General features: G+C 72.4%; 15 protein-coding genes. 7 read left to right on the top strand and 8 right to left on the bottom strand.

The window, feature by feature from the left end; genetic code table 11:
- Window positions 1–12: 12 nt before the first annotated feature.
- Window positions 13–678, bottom strand: a complete 666-nt coding sequence (locus tag ACH0BZ_RS15275; protein WP_406899543.1) for a vitamin K epoxide reductase family protein — start codon at window positions 676–678, stop codon at window positions 13–15.
- A 118-nt stretch (window positions 679–796) separates the two neighbouring features.
- Here ACH0BZ_RS15275 and mfd point away from each other — a divergent pair, with 118 nt between their 5' ends.
- The 4 genes from mfd to ACH0BZ_RS15255 all read left to right on the top strand — a co-directional run bounded on the left by mfd (window position 797) and on the right by ACH0BZ_RS15255 (window position 7,837).
- Window positions 797–4,465 (top strand): transcription-repair coupling factor, encoded by a 3,669-nt coding sequence (mfd, locus tag ACH0BZ_RS15270; RefSeq protein WP_406899541.1) that lies wholly within the window; start codon window positions 797–799, stop codon window positions 4,463–4,465.
- Window positions 4,462–5,295 carry a MazG nucleotide pyrophosphohydrolase domain-containing protein gene (locus ACH0BZ_RS15265; RefSeq protein WP_406899540.1) on the top strand — a complete coding sequence of 278 codons (834 nt, stop codon included), beginning with the start codon at window positions 4,462–4,464 and terminating at the stop codon, window positions 5,293–5,295. The genes mfd and ACH0BZ_RS15265 overlap by 4 nt, the downstream gene beginning before the upstream one ends.
- 691 nt (window positions 5,296–5,986) lie before the next feature.
- Entirely contained in the window at window positions 5,987–7,687 is a 1,701-nt protein-coding gene (locus tag ACH0BZ_RS15260) for a sodium:solute symporter family protein (protein ID WP_406899538.1), read from the top strand.
- Window positions 7,688–7,705: 18 nt separating this feature from the next.
- Entirely contained in the window at window positions 7,706–7,837 is a 132-nt protein-coding gene (locus tag ACH0BZ_RS15255) for a putative transporter small subunit (protein ID WP_406899536.1), read from the top strand.
- 20 nt (window positions 7,838–7,857) lie between these two features.
- On the opposite strand, the gene ACH0BZ_RS15250 is transcribed toward ACH0BZ_RS15255, so the two are convergent.
- The 4 genes from ACH0BZ_RS15250 to ACH0BZ_RS15235 all read right to left on the bottom strand — a co-directional run bounded on the left by ACH0BZ_RS15250 (window position 7,858) and on the right by ACH0BZ_RS15235 (window position 12,108).
- Window positions 7,858–8,115, bottom strand: a complete 258-nt coding sequence (locus ACH0BZ_RS15250; RefSeq protein WP_406899535.1) for an HPr family phosphocarrier protein — start codon at window positions 8,113–8,115, stop codon at window positions 7,858–7,860.
- A 76-nt stretch (window positions 8,116–8,191) separates the two neighbouring features.
- A complete protein-coding gene (locus ACH0BZ_RS15245) occupies window positions 8,192–10,321 on the bottom strand; it encodes a fructose-specific PTS transporter subunit EIIC (protein WP_406899533.1) in 2,130 nt (709 codons plus the stop codon).
- A gap of 63 nt (window positions 10,322–10,384) precedes the next feature.
- Complete coding sequence (locus ACH0BZ_RS15240) at window positions 10,385–11,344, bottom strand: 1-phosphofructokinase family hexose kinase (RefSeq protein WP_406899532.1); 960 nt, start codon at window positions 11,342–11,344, stop codon at window positions 10,385–10,387.
- On the bottom strand, window positions 11,341–12,108 hold the full coding sequence (locus ACH0BZ_RS15235) for a DeoR/GlpR family DNA-binding transcription regulator (protein WP_406899531.1): 768 nt from the start codon (window positions 12,106–12,108) through the stop codon (window positions 11,341–11,343). The genes ACH0BZ_RS15240 and ACH0BZ_RS15235 overlap by 4 nt, the downstream gene beginning before the upstream one ends.
- Before the next feature lie 134 nt (window positions 12,109–12,242).
- On the opposite strand from ACH0BZ_RS15235, the gene ACH0BZ_RS15230 reads away from it, so the two are divergent.
- On the top strand, window positions 12,243–13,988 hold the full coding sequence (locus ACH0BZ_RS15230; protein WP_406899530.1) for a phosphoenolpyruvate--protein phosphotransferase: 1,746 nt from the start codon (window positions 12,243–12,245) through the stop codon (window positions 13,986–13,988).
- A 51-nt stretch (window positions 13,989–14,039) separates the two neighbouring features.
- Here the strand turns inward: ACH0BZ_RS15230 and ACH0BZ_RS15225 are convergent, their stop codons facing one another.
- The 3 genes from ACH0BZ_RS15225 to ACH0BZ_RS15215 all read right to left on the bottom strand — a co-directional run bounded on the left by ACH0BZ_RS15225 (window position 14,040) and on the right by ACH0BZ_RS15215 (window position 16,478).
- On the bottom strand, window positions 14,040–14,480 hold the full coding sequence (locus ACH0BZ_RS15225) for a hypothetical protein (RefSeq protein ID WP_406899529.1): 441 nt from the start codon (window positions 14,478–14,480) through the stop codon (window positions 14,040–14,042).
- A complete protein-coding gene (locus ACH0BZ_RS15220; RefSeq protein WP_406899528.1) occupies window positions 14,477–15,127 on the bottom strand; it encodes a hypothetical protein in 651 nt (216 codons plus the stop codon). The genes ACH0BZ_RS15225 and ACH0BZ_RS15220 overlap by 4 nt, the downstream gene beginning before the upstream one ends.
- 100 nt (window positions 15,128–15,227) lie before the next feature.
- Entirely contained in the window at window positions 15,228–16,478 is a 1,251-nt protein-coding gene (locus ACH0BZ_RS15215; protein WP_406899526.1) for an oxygenase MpaB family protein, read from the bottom strand.
- 46 nt (window positions 16,479–16,524) lie between these two features.
- On the opposite strand from ACH0BZ_RS15215, the gene ACH0BZ_RS15210 reads away from it, so the two are divergent.
- Window positions 16,525–17,145: a TetR/AcrR family transcriptional regulator gene (locus ACH0BZ_RS15210; RefSeq protein WP_406899525.1), complete on the top strand. Its 621-nt coding sequence runs from the start codon at window positions 16,525–16,527 to the stop codon at window positions 17,143–17,145.
- Window positions 17,145–17,921 (top strand): lytic transglycosylase domain-containing protein, encoded by a 777-nt coding sequence (locus ACH0BZ_RS15205; protein ID WP_406899523.1) that lies wholly within the window; start codon window positions 17,145–17,147, stop codon window positions 17,919–17,921. The genes ACH0BZ_RS15210 and ACH0BZ_RS15205 overlap by 1 nt, the downstream gene beginning before the upstream one ends.
- Window positions 17,922–18,020 lie beyond the last annotated feature (99 nt).

Here is an 18,020-nt window from a genome sequence, read left to right as displayed (position 1 = left end):
GTCATCGAATGGTCACAGGCCGGCGAAGTAGTCCGCCCAGTAGAAGTCCCAGAACGCCCACAGGATGATCCCGGCCACGGCGAGGTACCAGACCACCACGGGCACGAGGTGCCAGTTCTGCAGCACGCGCACCCAGCGGGCGCCGGTGAGCGTGGCCAGCACGTGCAGCAGCGTGTACCAGAACATGGGGATGGTCATGGTCCACACGACCATGCACCAGGGGCACAGCACCTGGATCACGAAGATCGACTGGAACGCGAACCAGTGCACCATCCCGGCGCCGAACGTCAGCCCGAGCAGCGCGCCCACCCAGTACCAGCGCGGGAACCGGGCGCCCGAGGCGGCGCCGACGCCGATCGCGAGCAGCAGCGCGAACCCGACCATCCCCAGGAAGGGGTTGGGGAAGCCGAAGACGTAGCCCTGCTCGGCGTTGAGCACGCTCTTGCAGCTCATGAGCAGCGAGAAGTTGCACGCCGGGGTGTAGTCCGGGTTCTCGAGCAGCCGCATGTTGTCCACGGCCAGCTGGAACGAGGCCGCCAGCGCGATCGCGGAGAGCACGCTGACCAGCACGCCGATGCCGCGGTCGGTGAAGGGCCGCGGCTCGCGGGGGTGCTCCGCCGCGGGGGCGTCCAGGCCGTCGGGGTCGGCGTCGTGCCGGGTGGCTGTGGTCTCGCTCATGCGCACAGCGTACCGGCGGGGGCGCGCCCCTAGACTGGTGCTCCCCGGGGCGGCCCGACCGCCCCCGTCGGCGGCCACGGCGCCGCGACCCCACCACGACCCCGGAGGCGGAACCCGCGTGACCACCACTGCCGAGACCACAGCGACGTCCCTCGCCGGACTGGCCGGGACGGTCTCGGCGTCGCCGGCGCTGGCGCCCGTGCGCGAGGCGTTGGACCGGGACGCCGCGGTGGTGCGCGCGGCGGAACCGCTGCGGCCGTTCCTCGTGGCCGAGCTCGCCTCCCGCGCCCCGCTGCTGGTGGTGACGGCCACGGAGCGGGAGGTGGAGGAGCTCGCCGACGAGTTGGCCGGGATGTGTGACGACGAGGTGGCGCAGTTCCCGAGCTGGGAGACGCTGCCGCACGAGCGTCTCTCGCCGGCCGCGGACACGATCGGTTGCCGGCTGCGCGTGCTCAACGCGGTGGTGTCCGGGAACGCGCCGCGGATCGTGGTGGCGGCCGCGCGCTCGGTGGTGCAGCCCATCTCGCCGGGGGCGGCCCGCCGGGAGCCGATCCGGGTGGCGCGCGGGGCCGAGCTGGACCCCGCCGACCTGCTCGCCGGCCTGGCCGAGTTCGCCTACACCCGCGAGGACATGGTGGCCCGCCGCGGCGACGTGGCGGTGCGCGGCGGCATCGTGGACGTCTTCCCGACCACCGCCGACCATCCGCTGCGCATCGAGTTCGACGGCGACGAGGTGGCCGAGATCCGCGAGTTCTCGGTGGCGGACCAGCGTTCGCTGCCCGACGGCGAGGTGGCCGAGGCCACCCTGTACCCCTGCCGCGAGCTGCTCCTCGACCACGACGTGCGCGCCCGCGCCCGCGAGCTGGCTGCCGAGCACCGCGCAAACCCCGCCCTCGCCGAGCTGCTCGACTCGCTGGCCGAGGGCATCCCGCGCGACGGCATGGAGGCCCTGACCTCGGTCCTGGTGCCGGGGGAGATGGCGCTGCTGCCCGCGCTCATGCCCGAGGGCACGCGCGTCGTGGTGTGCGACCCGGACAAGGTCCGGCGCCGCGCCGCCGATCTGGCGCAGGCGGGCCGGGAGTTCCTCGAGGCCTCGTGGACCGCCGCCACGATGGGTGGCGACGCCCCCGTGGACAGCGAGACCCTGGACCTGTCCGGCTCCGGCTACCGCACCTTCTCGGCCGTCAGGCAGGAGTGCGCCGAGGCGGGCACGCCCTGGTGGCAGCTCGTCCCGCCGGGGTTCCTCGTCGACGACGAGGACGGCCTCGTGGTGGACGTGCCCTCCGCCGAGCCGCCCGCCCCGCGCGGCAAGGACGCCGAGATGGCGGCGATGTTCACCCGGCTGCGGGCGCTGGTGAACGCCGGCGGGCGGGCCGCGATCGTCGTGCCCGGCCACGGCACCGTGGGCCGTGTGCTGGAGCGGCTGGCCGAGGCCGAGGTGCCGGCCACGGCGGCTGGGTCCGGGACCGCCCCCGGCCCCGGCGTGGTGGCCGTGTACGAGGCGGTGTTGCACGCCGGCTTCACGCTCGAGGGGCCGGCGGAGTCGGACGGCCTCGTCGTCGTCTCCGAGACCGACCTCACCGGTAACCGGCTCGGCGCCACCGCGCGACCCAAGGCGCGCCACGCCAAGCGCCGCAACCAGGTGGACCCGCTCGCGCTCAAGGCCGGCGACTACGTGGTGCACGACCAGCACGGCATCGGCAGATTCGTGGAGATGGTCGAGCGCCAGGTGCGCGGCGGAGACGGCTCCTCGCGGCGCGAGTACCTGGTGATCGAGTACGCGCCCGGCAAGCGCGGCGCCGCCGGGGACCGCCTCTACGTCCCCATGGAGTCGCTGGGACAGCTGTCGAGGTACGTGGGCGGCGAGCAGCCGGCGCTGAGCAAGATGGGCGGCGCCGACTGGCAGAACACCAAGCGCAAGGCCCGCAAGGCGGTCCGCGAGATCGCCACCGAGCTGGTGCAGCTGTACGCCAAGCGGCAGTCCGCCCCCGGCCGCGCCTTCGGGCCCGACACCCCGTGGCAGCGCGAGATGGAGGACGCGTTCCCGTTCACCGAGACCGTCGACCAGCTCACCGCGATCGACGAGGTCAAGAGCGACATGGAGAAGTCCGCCCCCATGGACCGCGTCGTGGTGGGCGACGTGGGCTACGGCAAGACCGAGGTCGCCGTGCGCGCCGCGTTCAAGGCTGTCCAGGACGGCACCCAGGTGGCGGTGTTGGTGCCGACGACGCTGCTGGCTCAGCAGCACCTGGCCACTTTCGTGGAGCGCATGACCGGCTTCCCCGTGACCGTGCGGGGGCTCTCCCGGTTCACCTCCGACGCCGAGGCCAAGCGGGTCCTCGAGGGGATGGCCGACGGGACGGTGGACATCGTGATCGGCACCCACCGCCTGCTCGCCACGGGCGTGCGCTGGAAGAACCTCGGCCTGGTGATCGTGGACGAGGAACAGCGCTTCGGCGTGGAGCACAAGGAGCACATCACCTCGCTGCGCACGCACGTGGACGTGCTCACCATGTCCGCCACGCCCATCCCGCGCACACTGGAGATGTCGCTGGCCGGGATCCGCGAGATGAGCCAGATCCTCACCCCTCCCGAGGAGCGGCTGCCCGTGCTCACCTACGTGGGCGCGCACTCGGACAAGCACGTCGCCGCCGCCATCCGCCGCGAGCTGCTGCGCGAGGGGCAGGTGTTCTACGTGCACAACCGGGTGCGGACCATCGACTCCACGGCCACCCGGCTGCGTGACCTCGTGCCGGAGGCGCGGATCGTGGTGGCGCACGGGCAGATGGGGGAGGAGCAGCTCGAGCAGACCGTGGGCGGCTTCTGGAACCGCGAGTACGACGTGCTCGTGTGCACGACCATCGTCGAGACCGGCCTGGACATCTCCAACGCCAACACGCTGATCGTCGACCGCGCCGACCAGCTGGGTCTGTCGCAGATGCACCAGCTCCGCGGCCGTGTCGGCCGGTCTCGAGAGCGCGGCTACGCGTATTTCCTCTACGACCCCGATAAGCCGCTCACCGAGACCGCCTACGACCGGCTCGCGACGATCGCGCAGAACAACGAGCTCGGCGCCGGCATGGCGGTGGCCATGAAGGACCTGGAGTTGCGCGGCGCCGGCAACGTGTTGGGCGCCGAGCAGTCCGGCCACATCGCCGGGGTCGGGTTCGACCTCTACGTCCGTCTGGTCGGCGAGGCCGTCGAGGCCTACCGCGCGGTGGCCGACGGCAAACCGGTCGAGGTCGAGGAGGAGTCCGGCGAGATCCGCATCGAGCTGCCCGTGGACGCCTACCTGCCGGTGGATTACGTGGACGGCGACCGCCTGCGCCTGGAGGCCTACCGCAAGCTCTCGCAGGCCCGCGAGCCCGGCGACATCGACGCCGTGGTGGAGGAGCTGCTCGACCGATACGGGCCCCTGCCGCCCGAGGCGCGGCGCGTGGTCTCCGTGGCGCGCCTGCGCCTGGTGTGCCAGAAGTACCGCGTGCGGGAGGTGGTGTTGGCCGGCTCGCTCCTGCGCGTGGGGCCGCTCGAGCTGCTGGACTCCCAGCAGATCCGGCTCAAGCGCATGTATCCGGCCGCCCAGTACCGGGCCACGCAGAAGACCGTGCTCCTGCCGCTGCCCAAGTCCGCCGGCGCCCGGGTCGGTGCCGGCACCGGCGACGCCGGCAAGGCCCGCGACGACGAGCTCCTGCAGTACGTCGCCGACTTCCTCACCGCCATGGCCGGCGAGCCCGAGGGCTCCGCACCGGTGATCCAGCCCGAGGCCGCTCCGGCGGGTGCCCGGTGAGCGGCGCCGGCCCTGCGCGCCCCGCCGACCCTTCGCGCCCTGCCGCCGGCGCGCTGGCCCGGGCCGTGGCGCTGATGGCCCGGATCCGCCGCCACGGCGACTGGGAGTCCGCCCAGACCCATTCCTCGCTCCTGCCGTACCTGGTCGAGGAGACGTGGGAGCTCATCGATGCGGTGGCCGACGCCGACCGTGACGAGCTCGTCTCTGAGCTGGGCGACCTGCTGCTGCAGGTGCTGTTCCACGCGGCGATCGGCGCCGAACGCGACCCCGACGACCCCACCGGGCCGCCCTTCGACATCGACGACATCGCCCAGGCCATGCTCGACAAGCTCCGCCGGCGCGCGCCCTACTGGTTCGGCGACGACGCGGCCTCCTCCGACCGCGCGGTCTCCTCCGACGGCACCGGGCCACGTGCCGTCGGGCCACGTGCCGCCGGGCCACGTGCCGCCGGCCTGTCCGCCGCCGAGCAGGACCGGCTCTGGCAGGAGGCCAAGGTCGCCGAGCGCGCCGGCCGCCCGCCGCGGGGGGTCGTGGACGGCATCTCCTGGGACATGCCGGCGCTGGCGCTGGGGCAGAAGGTGCTGGCCCGCACCGCCTCGGCCGGGATCCCCGACGACCTGGTGCCCGCCGAAATGCGTACCGTCCACGTGGATCCGATCGGCGCCTACCACGAGTCCGAGACCGGTTCCGCCGAGGTGGCCTACCGCCAGGCCGTGCGCCGTTTCGCCGACCGCGTCCGCGCCGCCGAGGCCCGTCTCGGTGGGCCCGGCGCCGGCCTCGGTTCCGGCGTGGCTGCCGACGCCGCCGCCTGGCGCGCCGCCTGGGACTGACCCGACCTTTCTCATCCCGATCGCGGTGGGGCGGGTCCCGATTGTGGTGGGGCGGGGTCCTGCTGCCGTTTGTGACGCTCTGGGGTTTCGCTCACTCGCTCACATGCCGGGCGCCCATGTCGCGGGGTGCCCCGTCGGATGGCGTGCCGGCGCCGATCGCCGGGCCGCGATCGATGAACGTCACGCAGGGAATCCGGCACGGGAGCGCGAATCCTGTTCGCCAATCGCTGCGTGGTGTCGATCAAACGGTGGCGGCGTCACCAGTGCAGTCCTCACGAGCCGGGGGCCTCGTTGTGGGGTGCGCGAAACGTGTGTTGTGGGTGTGCGAGACCGAGAGGCGGATCGGATTCGCGCAGGGTGGGACACGTGTTTCGCTCACTCCAGGGTCGCGAGCGCTGTTGGCGGCCGGTTTCGAGGGGCCGGGGGTGCTGAGGTAGTTGATGGGGCTGGTGGGAGTGCGCGATTGAGCGAATTCCCAGAGTCTCGTTCTGGGGAGCCCCTGCGGCGCCGGGTGGACGGCTCGCCGGGCCCTCACCCTGCGGGTCGGTGACGTGGCACACAGCTCTATAGTCATCGGTTACTGATGAATCGCTGAGAGAGAAGGGTGTGCTTGGGTTTGCTCAGCTCTTATGCGCTGAGTGCGACGGTTGTCGTACTGCTCCTGTTGCTTTTCTACGGGGGGACGATGTTCATGTCCCTACGGATCGCACGGAAGGAGGAGAACGCCGACAACTACATGACGGCGGGCCACCGCATCGGCTTCGGTATCTCGGCCGCGTCGATGACGGCCACGTGGATCTGGGCCTCGTCCATGTACGCCTCCGTGAACTCGGGCTACCTCTACGGTGTGTCGGGCCCGATCCACTACGGGCTCTGGGGCGCGCTGATGATCCTGTTCATCTACCCGTTCGGCCGCCGGATCCGGAAGGTCGCCCCGCAGGCTCACACGCTCGCGGAGGTCATGTTCGCTCGCCACGGCCGGTCCTCCCAGCTCATGCTGGCGGGATCCAACATCCTCGGTTCCGTCATCTCGTTGACGTCGAACTTCATCGCCGGTGGCGCACTGATCTCCATGCTGAGCCCGTTCAGCTTCATCCAGGGCGTGATCGTCATCGCCGCCGGCGTGCTGCTGTACACGCTGTGGTCGGGCTTCCGCGCCTCTGTGCTGACGGACTTCGCGCAGGTACTGGCGATGCTCGGCGCGGTGGTCGTCATCGTGCCGGCCACGTTCTTCTTCCTCGGTGGCACCGAGCTCTTCGAGACCGGCGCGCAGAATCTCACCCAGCAGCAGCAGTCGTTCTTCTCGTCGGAGGCGTTCCTCAACCAGGGTGCTCCGTACATCGCGGCGGTGCTGGCGTACGCGATCGGTAACCAGACCATCGCGCAGCGGCTGTTCGCGGTGCGTGAGGACCTCATCAAGCCGACATTCATCACCGCGACGGTCGGCTATGGTGCGACGATCATCGGCATCGGCATGATCGGTGTGCTGGGGCTCTACGCGGGAATCCAACCGATGGAGGGCGACCCCAACAACCTGCTCCCGCAGGTCGCGGCGGAGTACCTGCCGGGCGTGCTGGTCGCGGTGTTCTTCATCATGATCATCGGGTCGCTGTCATCGACCGCGGACTCGGATCTGGCGGCCATGTCCTCGATCGCGATGACGGACGTCTACGGCCAGAGCATGCGCAGCCGGGGCCGGATCCCGAACCCGCGCACGATGCTCACGATCGGCCGGGTGACGATGATCCTGGCAACCGTCACGGCGCTGTTCTTCGCCAACATGAAGTTCAACATCCTCGACCTGCTGGTGTTCGTGGGTGCGCTGTGGGGCGCGCTGGTCTTCCCGGTGATCGCGAGTTTCTACTGGAAGAAGGTCACCAACTCCGCGTTCACGGTGTCGGTGATCCTGGCGCTGGCGGCGTTCCTGCCAACGCGCTTCGGTCTCGTCCCGGACACGGGCGTGCTGCCGGTCGTGGCGGAGGCGTTGGCCGTGATCGGTGTGGGCGTGGTGCTGGGCCTGATGGTCTTCGGCTTTTTCGGGTTGCGGGCCGCGTTCGTCGTCGGCTTGGTCGCCGCGCTGGCCAGTTCGCCGTTCATCTTCGGCTTCCTGCGTGACTACGACACGCTGACCGCCTCGCTGGTGGCGTACGCGGTGAGCACGCTGGTGTGTGCCGGCATGTCGTTCCGTAGCTCGACGAACTTCGACTTCGCCACGATCGCGCGGGACACCGCCGATTACGACACCGAGGAGGTCGCCGAGATCCTCGAGGCGGAGTCCGACGCGGCGGCGACCGCCGACGTCGACGACGAGTCCGAGGCGGTCACCGCCGGTAGGGACCGTCGCCGGCGCCATGACGACGACAACGACGACGACGACCTCGTTCGCGTCTGAGAAGGAGGACGACTACTCATGTCACCGATCGTGCTGACGATCTATGTGCTCATCTGGCCCGTCGTGGTGGCCGGCACCCTGGCGGTGATCGTGCGGGGCTTCGTCAAGGAGGCCGCGGAGGCCAAGAGGGAGGGCGCCCCGATCATCTAGCGCCTCCTCACGACGCGGACTCAGTCGGCGTCGAGATCCTGCTCGATGAGGGCGGCGATCTCGGCGACGGCGTCGGCGTCGTCGCCGCTCACCGTGACCTCGGCACCCTTCTCCGCGCCGAGCGCCATGATGAGCACCGCGGAGGCCGCGTCGGCCTCCTCGCCGTCGAAGGTGATCTCGATGTCCGTGTCGTACTTTTCGGCGGCTTCGGCGATGATGCCGGCCGGGCGGGCGTGCAGGCCCTCGGCCGATCCGACGATGACAGTGGTGCTGGCCATGGTGTCTCCTCCTGTGGGGTGGGTGGGTGGCGGGGCGCCGGGGTCGGGCCTTGCCGCCATCGTTCAGTGTGGCCTGTCAGGCCGCGACCGGATCGGTCGCGGCGACCGGGGCGACTGCCGGGGTGCGGCGCGCGGACTTGGCGGCCACCACGGCCGCGCACGCCACCAGGGTCCCGGCGAGGATCGCGATGAGGTAGCCCCAGACCGGGTTGATGGCGAACACCACGAACAGGCCGCCGTGGGGCGCGTACGACTCCACGGAGAACGCCATGATCAGGGCACCGGTCACGGCGCCGCCGGCCATCATCGACGGGATCACGCGCAGCGGGTCGGCGGCGGCGAACGGGATGGCGCCCTCGGAGATGAAGCTCGCGCCCAGCAGGAACGCGGCGCGGCCGTTCTCCTGCTCGGCCGGGCTGAACAGCCGCTTGCGCACGACGGTGGCCAGACCCATCGCCAGCGGCGGGACCATGCCGGCGGCCATCACCGCTGCCATGATCCGCAGCGTCGCGGGGTTGTCGGCCACCAGGCCGGCGGTGGCGAAGGTGTAGGCGGCCTTGTTGACGGGCCCGCCGAGGTCGAAGCACATCATCAGGCCCAGGATCACGCCGAGCAGGATCATCGAGGAGCCGGTCATGCCGCCCAGCCAGGACTCCATGGCCTCGGTGAGCGCGGCCAGTGGGCGACCGAGTAGCAGGAACATGAGCAGGCCGATCGCCAGCGAGCCGATCAGCGGGATGAGCACGACGGGCATGAGGCCGGACAGCCAGCGCGGGGTCTTCCAGGTGGTCATCCAGCGTACGAGGTAGCCGGCGAGGATGCCGGTGACCAGGGCGCCGATGAAGCCGGCACCGAGGGTCGCGGACAGCGCACCGCCGACGAAGCCCGGGGCGATGCCGGGGCGGTCGGCCAGGCCGTAGGCGATGTACCCCGACAGCACGGCGATCATGAAACCCATCGCGGCCTGCCCGATCGCGAACAGCACAGCGCCCATGTAGAGGCGTAGCCCGGTCTGGGTGAGGGCCTCGGCGCCGGCGGTACCGGCGGGGACGATCTCGCCGTCGAGATACCAGACCTCGCCGGGTAGGTCGGTGAGCGTGAACGAGGTGGACAGTTCCTGCCACACGAACGCGACGTCGTAGCCGGCGAAGAGGAATCCGAGCGCCAGCAGCAGGCCGCCGGCGGCGACGAACGGGATCATGTAGGACACGCCGGTCATCACCGCGCGCTGCAGCCCGCGGGCCCAGTGTTCGTCGGCGCCGGACGCGCTCGACGCGGCGGTCCCCGAGCCGTCACCGGAGTCGGCCGACACGCGCCGGGCGCGGGGGTCGCGCGCGGCGGCCAGCGCCTCGTCGAGGACCCGGTCGGGGGCGTCGATGGCCTTCTTCACGCCGTACTCGACGACGGGCTTGCCGGCGAAGCGGCCGCGGTCGCGGACGCCGACGTCGGTGGCGAACACGACCGCGTCGGCCGCCTCGATCACGCCCGGGTCGAGGGGGGTGGCGCCCGCCGAGCCCTGGGTCTCGACCTGCAGATCGACGCCGCGGGCCTGCGCGGCCTGGGCCAGGGAGTCGGCGGCCATGTAGGTGTGGGCGATGCCGGTGGGGCACGCGGTCACCGCGACCAGGCGCAGCGGCGCGTCGCCGCCACCGTCGGTTGCGGTCGCCGCACCGCCGCTTGTGGTCGCCGCGTCACCGCTGGACGCCGTGGGGGCGGGCGCCGACGAGGACGACGACGAGGCCTTCTGCTCCTGGGCGCCGAGCACCTTCTCGATGGCCGCGACCGCGTCCTCGGCCGTGGCGGCCGCGCGGAGGGAGTCCACGAACTCGGCACGCACGAGGTTCCGCGCGAGTGTGGCGAGCAGCTTGAGGTGCTCCTTTCCGCCGCCGGCGGGGGCGCCGATCATCAGCACGAGGTCGGCGGGTCCGTCCTTGGCTCCGAAGTCGACGGGCGGGTCGAGTCGGGCGAACGCGAGGCTCGGCGAGGTCACGGACTCGGACTTGCAGTGCGGGATCGCGATCCCGCCCTTCATGCCGGTGGCCGCCTTGTCCTCTCGGGCGAGGAGGTCGCGCACGAGGGCGTCGTGGTCCTCGGCGCGGCCGGCGTCGACGAGGGTCCGGGCCAGCGCCCGGATCACCTCCTGCTTGGTGCCGCCGAGGTCGGCGTCGAGCCGCACGGTGGCGGTCTCGATGATGGGCTGGTTCATGGTCGTGCTCCGTGTCGTTATGAGAAGGGGTGTCGAGGCGAAGGTGGGCGGGGGACGGGGACCTCAGTCGAGGCGCCTGAGCGTGGCGCGGAAGGTGGCGGGGTCGAGGCCCAGTGGCAGGCCGGTGCCGGGAAGGGAGGCGGCCACGCTGCCGTGACCGACCGCCCAGGCGAGCCGGTCCCGCGGCGGGAGCCCGCGGGCCTCGGCGAGCAGATAACCGGCGAGCGCGGAGTCGCCGGCCCCGACCGTGGACCTGACCTGCACGGCGGGGGCGTTCGCGAACCACGTCTCGTCGTCGTCGACCAACACCGCTCCGGCACCGCCCAGCGTGACCAGGACCGTGCCGACACCCCGGCCGCGCAGGGTGCGTGCGGCGGCGACCACGGGCCCGGTGTCCCCGTCCACGGCGCGTCGTTCCAGCTCCGCGCCGTCGACGCCGGCGAGCTGGCCGAGCTCCTCGCCGTTGGGTTTGACCAGGTCCGGCGCGGCGTCCGGGAGTCGCGCGGCGAGGGCTGCCAGGGGTGCGTCGGAGGTGTCGACGGCGAGGCGCGCCCCGGCCGGACGCAGGGCGGTGACCAGATCGGCGTAGAAGTCGTCCTCCACGCCGCGCGGCAGGGATCCGCTCAGCACCACCCACCGCGCGTCGCGGGCGAGGTCGGTGATCGTGGACCGGACCCGGTCGGACGTGGTGGCGTCGAGCTCGGGACCGGGGGAGTTGATCTTGGTGGTCATGCCCTCGGGGTCGGCGAGGGTGAGGTTGATCCGCACGGCCCCGGTCGTCGGCATCACGGAGGTCGTCACGCCGGTCGCGGTGCACATCGTCACGAACGGGTCCTCGGGAGGCGCGGGGAACACCGCGTGCGCCTCCAGCCCGCCGGCGGCCACCACACGTGCGACGTTGACGCCCTTGCCGCCGGGGGAGTCGTCGACAGTCGCTATGCGGTTGACCCCGCCCACGGCGAGCGGTGCCGGTAGCTGCGCGGTGCGGTCGACCGACGGGTTCATGGTGAGCGTGACGATCATGGCAGGACGACCTCGATTCCGTGGGTGTCCAGCGCGGCGGCGAGCGGGCCGGACGGGGGTGAGTCGGTGACCAGCACGTCGATCTGGTCGAGACCGGCGAACGAGACGAGGAACTCGTGGCCGAATTTGCTCGAGTCGGCCAATACCGCCACCTGCCGCGCGGCGCCGCACATGGCGTTCTTCACCGCCGCCTCGTCCGGGTCCTGGGTGGTGAGGCCGCGGTCGGGGTGGAGACCGTTGGTGCCGACCAACGCCACGTCCACGCGGATCTCCTCCAGCGCCCGAAGTACCGACGCGCCCACGCACCCGCCGGTGAGGCCGCGGACCGCCCCGCCGAGCACGTGCAGGTCGTCGGTCGCCGCGCGGTGCAGGGCGTCGGCGACGGGGACCGCGTTGGTGATGACCGTCAGCCCGTGGTCGGCGGGCAGCGCCGACGCGAGGGCCTCGGTGGTGGAGCCGGCATCGACCAGCACGGTCCCGCCGGCGGAGGGCAGGAGCCGCAGCGCGGCGCGGCCGATCGCGCTCTTGGCCTCGACGTTCTCGGACCGGCGCGCGGCGAGGGTCCGCTCCACACGACCACCCGGGGCCGCACTCACCGCGCCGCCGTGCGTACGTTCGAGGTGCCCCTCTGATTCCAGGACCGACAGGTCGCGGCGGATGGTCTCGGCGCTCACGTCGAGGTCGGTGGCGAGCTCGGCCACGGTGACCCGACCGGACGCGGCGAGGGTCTCCGTGATGCGCCGTCGTCGCTCGCTGCCGTACATGGTGAGCCTTTCGCCTTTGACCGAGTGTGTTGGATTCTGCCCGAAACGGTTGGAAAGTCAAGCACTATTAGTTACCCTCGTCACAGAATCAGTCGATCGGCCGGGCGCGGGCGCCCGGTCCCAAGGAGCTCCCAATGACGCAGCAGTCGAAGGCCGGGGCGGTCATCCGCGGCACCGGTGTGGTCGCCGGACTCGCCCACGGGCCCGCCCGATGGGTGGTCCGGCCCGAGGAGGCGTTCACGCCCGGCTCCGGGGTTGTTGACGACGCACCGGCCGAGGCCCCGGCGGGCGGGACCCCCGAACCCGACGAGCAGGAGGTCGAGCGCGGCCGCGAGCGCTTCGCTGCCGCGGCCGCCACCGTCGCCGACCGCCTCGACCAGCGCGCCGCCTGGGCGACCGGCGTCAGCGCCGAGGTGCTCACCGCCAACGCCGTCCTCGCCCGCGACCGCGGCTGGGCCAGGGAGGTCACCAAGCAGCTGAAGAAGGGTGCGGCGGTCGAGGCCGCGGCGGTCGCGGCCACGGAGAGCTTCGCCGCGAAGTTCGCCAAGATCGGCGGCCGGCAGGCCGAGCGCATCACCGATCTGCGCGATCTCTGCGCCCGGGTGGTCGCCGAACTGCGCGGCCTGGCCGAGCCCGGGATCCCCGACTTCGACGAGCCCGGCATCCTCCTGGCCGACGACCTCGCCCCCGCCGACACCGCCGGCCTCGACCCGGCCCTCGTGCTGGCGATCGTGTGCGAGCACGGCGGCCCCACCTCCCACACCGCGATCATCGCCCGCCAGCTGGGCATCCCGTGCATGGTCGCCGCAGGCGGCCTGTCCGCCGTCGCCGACGGCACCCGCGTGCTCGTCGACGCCGCCGCGGGCACCGTCACGGTCGAGCCCGAGGAGGGCCCGGCCGCGGCGGCGGCCGAGGCGGACCGGCGCAACCGCGCCGCGGCGGCGACCTGGACCGGACCCGCAGCACTCGCCGACGGCCACGAGGTCTCCCTGCTCGCCAACGTCCAGGACGGCGATGGTGCGGAGGCGGCCGCCTCCGGCCCGGCCGGGGGGATCGGCCTGTTCCGCACCGAACTGGCGTTCCTCGACAGGGCCGACGAGCCGACCCACGACGAGCAGGTCGCGCTCTACGCCCGAGTGCTCGGCGCCTTTCCCGACGCGCGCGTCGTCACCCGGACGCTCGACGCCGGCTCGGACAAGCCGCTCGCGTTTGCCGGAATGACCGAGGAGGACAACCCCGCCCTCGGTGTGCGCGGGATCCGCGTGGACCTGCTCGACCGCGGGCTGCTCGACCGCCAGCTCGACGCCCTCGCGGCGGCCGGCCGGCAGGTCGGCGGCGCGCAGTCCTCACCGTGGGTGATGGCGCCGATGGTGGCCACCGTCGACGAGGCCCGCGACTTCGCCGACCGCTGCCGCAGCCGGGGTCTCACACCCGGGATCATGGTCGAGGTGCCGTCCGTCGCCGTGGCCGTGGACCGCTTCCTGCCCCACGTCGACTTCCTCTCCGTGGGCACCAACGACCTCACCCAGTACGTCATGGCCGCCGACCGGATGTCCTCGGATCTGGCCGCGCTCACCGACCCCTGGCAGCCCGCCGTACTGCGCATCATCGGCACGGTCGCCGACGCCGCAGGTCGTTCCCCCGACGGTCGGTCGGTCCCGGTGGGCGTGTGCGGCGAGGCGGCGGCCGATCCCGATCTCGCCTGCGTCCTGCTGGGGCTCGGCGTCACCTCGCTGTCGGTGGCCACCGCCGCCCTGCCCTACGTCGGCGCCGCGCTGGCCGGGGTCACGCTCAAGCAGTGCCGCGAGTTCGCACGGATCGCGCTCAGCAGCGACACGGCCCGCGACGCCCGGGACGCGGTCCGCGCCGCGCGCGGCTGAGGCAGCGCCGACGACGCCCTCTGGATGCCGCCGGAGGGGCATGGCCGCCGCTCAGCCCAGTGCGCGCAGAACCGCGAGACCGGCCGCGCCGCACGCTCCCGCGACGAGCAGGGAGGCCAGGGTGCCGATGATGAACCGCTCGCTCACCGCCGGGTTCTCGCGGATCTCCGGATAGCGGCCGAGGGCCTTGATCGCCACGACCACGGCGGCGAGCTCGAAGCGTCCGGCGAGGATCGCGGCGGTCAGGCCGAGGCGTTCGAGGGCTCCGATCCACATGCCGCCTCGGAGCACCTCCCGTACCTGCGGGGCGGGGTCGTCGCGTCGGCGCATCACGGGCCGGCGGGAGTCGCCGCTGATCTCGATGGTCGGGGGTTCGGGTACCCGTGCGGAGCGCAGGATGAGCGACGCGATCGGTGAGCCGAGCCCGGCGGAGGCGAGGAGGCTGACGAGCACCACGATCGCGACGACGATCCAGTCGGGCCAGGCGCTCATCGGTCGGCTTCCCCGCTTGAGCCAATGGCCGCCGCGTGTGCCCCTGCGAGGAGTCGGTCGAGAGCGGGGTAGGCAGCCCGCTCGTCGCGGATCCGCGACGCCCGTAGAGCGCCCGTCACGGAGGCGGGCGTGATGCCCAGTTCGTCGGCGGCCGCGGCCTGGGTGGGGGCGCGATCGACGGCGTCCACGACCCGCCACTGCGCCTCGGTCCGGCCGAGCACGAGCAGCGCGACCAGGGCCCACACCGCCTCGCAGTCGGCGGCCCACGCCGCGGCGGTGGCGGGCTCGGCGTGCGCCCGGGCATTGTCAGGGACGCGTATCGCCACGGAGCCGGGGAGCCTCTTGGCGGCGTCGACGGCGGAGCGGGCGGCGATATAGGCGTCCCCGCGACCGGCCCGGGTTCCGGAGGAGTAGGACTCGTCGTCGACATCTCCCGCGCCCACCCCGCAGTGCCAGTCACCCTCGCGCAGCGCGATGAGCAGCGTCGAGCGCACCGCGGCAGGGTCGTCCAGGAGTCCCTGGACCTCGTCGCCGGCGGTGCGCTCGAACGCGGCCGCCACCGGGATCTCGTCCAGGGCGTCGAGGAGGGCGGGCACCCGGTCGGCGCTGGTGCGACTGCGGCGCTGGTCGATGGTCACGACGTACATGAGGCGATCGTGCCACACATCGCCGACATTAGGTCAAAAAGCCTAACTGGGACGGATTAGGCGGAAATGGCTCATTGGTCGGGGATTAACCTCGTGGTGGTCACGCCGTGGCGGGACGGCCGATGTCGGGGCGGGCGTCGCCGAAGGTCTCCTTGCGCTCGCGATCGCGGACCCGCTCGCCCCAGGCCTCGAGCCGGGCGCGGCCGAACGGCGTGCGGTAGCGCAGCGCGTTGAGCGTGACGAGGTAGGCGTGCGCCCACGGTGGCCGGACCGGCAGGCCGAACTCGCGCATCGAGTCACGGCCCAGCAGCACGGTGAGCATGCTCAGTAGACGCTCGTGGCCGACACGGGCGCGCAGGCGGGGGAACGGGCCGCTGCGATGCCGGGTGCGCTGCGCCTCGACCAGCGCCTGCGTGAGCTGCGGGCCCGCCTCGGACAACCCGGCCTGCGCCAGGAGGATGTGGTAGTTCATGCGGTGGCGTTCGCTCTCGCGCTCGACGAGGAAGTCGTCGTCGACCCCGAGCAGCCAGCCGACGTAGCGCCACACGTGCATGACGTCGGCCGAGTCCTGCCGGCTCACCGGCACACCGAGCGTCCGCACGCCCAGCAGGACGACGGCGTCGAACAGGCCCAGGGTGGCGGCGAGGTCGCTCTGGTTGATCGGCAGGCCCCAGCGGCCCGTGTCCCAGCGAGGCTCCATGGCGTGGTTGACCACCGCGTGCATCGCCCGCACGTGGCCGGTCAACCGCCACGCCTCGCCGCCCGGGCGCAGCCCGTCGGGGATCGACAGCGACATGGTCCAGTGGCTGGTCTCGGCCAGGCGGCGCAGGGTCGTGTTGCCGGTCAGTCCGCCGGTGGCCACGAGCAGGTCGGTGGGGCCGCCGAAGCGGTAGCCGCCGATGAGCGAGAGCTGCAGCAGGATGTCGGCGGCGTTCTGTCCGAAGCGTAGGTACACCTTCTGGCCGCGCGCGATCCGGTCCCAGTCGACCCAGTCCGGGGTGTCCTCGAGCCGCGCGATGTACTCGCGCAGGACGGGCGCGGCGTCCTCGGGAAGGCCGGCCGTGCCGGTGGTCAGGGCCTCGTCGAGCTGGCGGCGGCTCACGGCACCGGGTTCGCCCGAGCGCAGGCGCATCGCGGCGGCCAGCCTGTTGCCGAGCTCGTCGCGCTCGAGGTAGGCGCGGCCGAGGCGGTCCATGAGTTGCTCGTCGACCTCGTCCACGCGCGCGATGGACTTGAGGGTGCGCCCCATGCGGCGCGAGCGTTCCTCGGCCTCGCGGAAGCGGGTCGGGTAGGGGCTGCTGTGAGGACCGGCGGGCCGGGCGGTGGTGTCGGTGGGTGCGGTGCTCGTCATACCCAGAACTATGACGCGAGTCTTTACTCGCATACAATTCGCGTTTGTGCGCAGAGTTCCTCAACAGGCCAGATCCCGCGCGATGGTCGAGCGGATCATCGCCGCGGCTCGCGTCGTGCTCGTGCGCGACGGCTACGAGTCCTTCACCACGAACCGCGTCGCCGACGAGGCCGAGGTCAGCCCGGGATCGCTCTACCAGTACTTTCCCGACAAGGCAGCGCTGGTCACGGTGGTGATGGAACGCTGGTCGGCAGAGGTGTCCGACAAGGTCGCGGCGTCGCTGGCGGAGGCCGGTCCGGTGGACGTCACCGATCCGTCGTCGGTCCGCGGGGTGGCGGACGCCCTGCTCACGGCGATCGAGGCCGACGCCGGGCTGCTCCGGATCGTGTGGGAGGAGCTGCCCGCGGTGCGGCACCGGGCGCAGCAGCACGCGCTCGAGCGGCGCATCCACGAGCTGCTCTCGGTTCACCTGGCCGCCGCGGGCATGCGCCGGGGAGATCCCGCGGCGCGGGCGTGGGTGATCGTCATGGCGGTGGAGAACGTGGCCGTGCGCTGGGTGCTGGACCGGCCGGCGATCCCGCGGGAGGCGCTGCTCGACGAGTTCGCGGCGCTCGCGGGTGGGTACGCCCGACTCGGCTCCGGGGCGGTCGGGCAGGATGGCGGGTGATGACCCGTCTCCCCCCACGCCCACCCCGTACAGGTCCGCACGCATCCGCCGGCGTCCGCGCGCTGGGGCTGGGTGTGGCCCTCGCCGTCGTCGCCACCGGCTGCTTCGGACCCACCCGCGAGCCACCCGTGCCGATCCCGCCCGGCATCCCACCGGGCGCCGGCGCCCCGGTGCCGACGGTGGACATCGACGCGCCCGGCCGCACGTCGGACCAGCTGCGGCCGTGGGCGGAGGGGATCGCCGAGCCCATGCGGATCCCGGTGCCCGCGCTGGCCGCCTACGGCAACGCGGCCGAGACGATGCGGCAGACGCGCCCCGAGTGCAACCTCGCGTGGACCACGCTCGCCGGGATCGGCCGGGTGGAGAGCCGGCACGGCAACTTCCGCGGGTCGCAGCTCGAGGGCGACGGCGTCGCGCGCCCCACGATCATCGGCCCGCGCCTCGACGGCTCGCCCGGATATGCCGAGATCCGCGACACGGACGCCGGCGAGCTCGACGGTGACACCGAGTACGACCGCGCCATCGGCCCCCTGCAGTTCATCCCCGAGACCTGGCGCAAGTACGGCCGCGACGCCAGCGGCGACGGCCGCGCGGACCCCAACCAGATCGACGACGCCGCCGTGGCCGCCGCACGCCTGCTGTGCGACCGCGGTGGCGACCTGAGCCAGGCCGAGAACTGGCAGCGCGCGGTGTTGGCCTACAACGCCTCGCGCGAGTACGTCATGGACGTGCGCGACGCGGCGGCTGCGTACTCGGTGGGGACGACGGCGCCGTAGGCCCGACCTGCGGTGCCCTAGATGTACTGCCCAGCCAGGTTGTTTGAGATCCGGCTGATGGGTGGGAGCTTCCCGATCGCGGTGTGGGGCCTGTGGTGA

The organism is Dietzia sp. 179-F 9C3 NHS (assembly GCF_045369825.1).
Taxonomy (GTDB): Bacteria; Actinomycetota; Actinomycetes; order Mycobacteriales; family Mycobacteriaceae; genus Dietzia.
The sequence above is the reverse complement of the archived record's forward strand: the minus strand, read 5'-3'. Positions and strand labels throughout refer to the sequence as shown.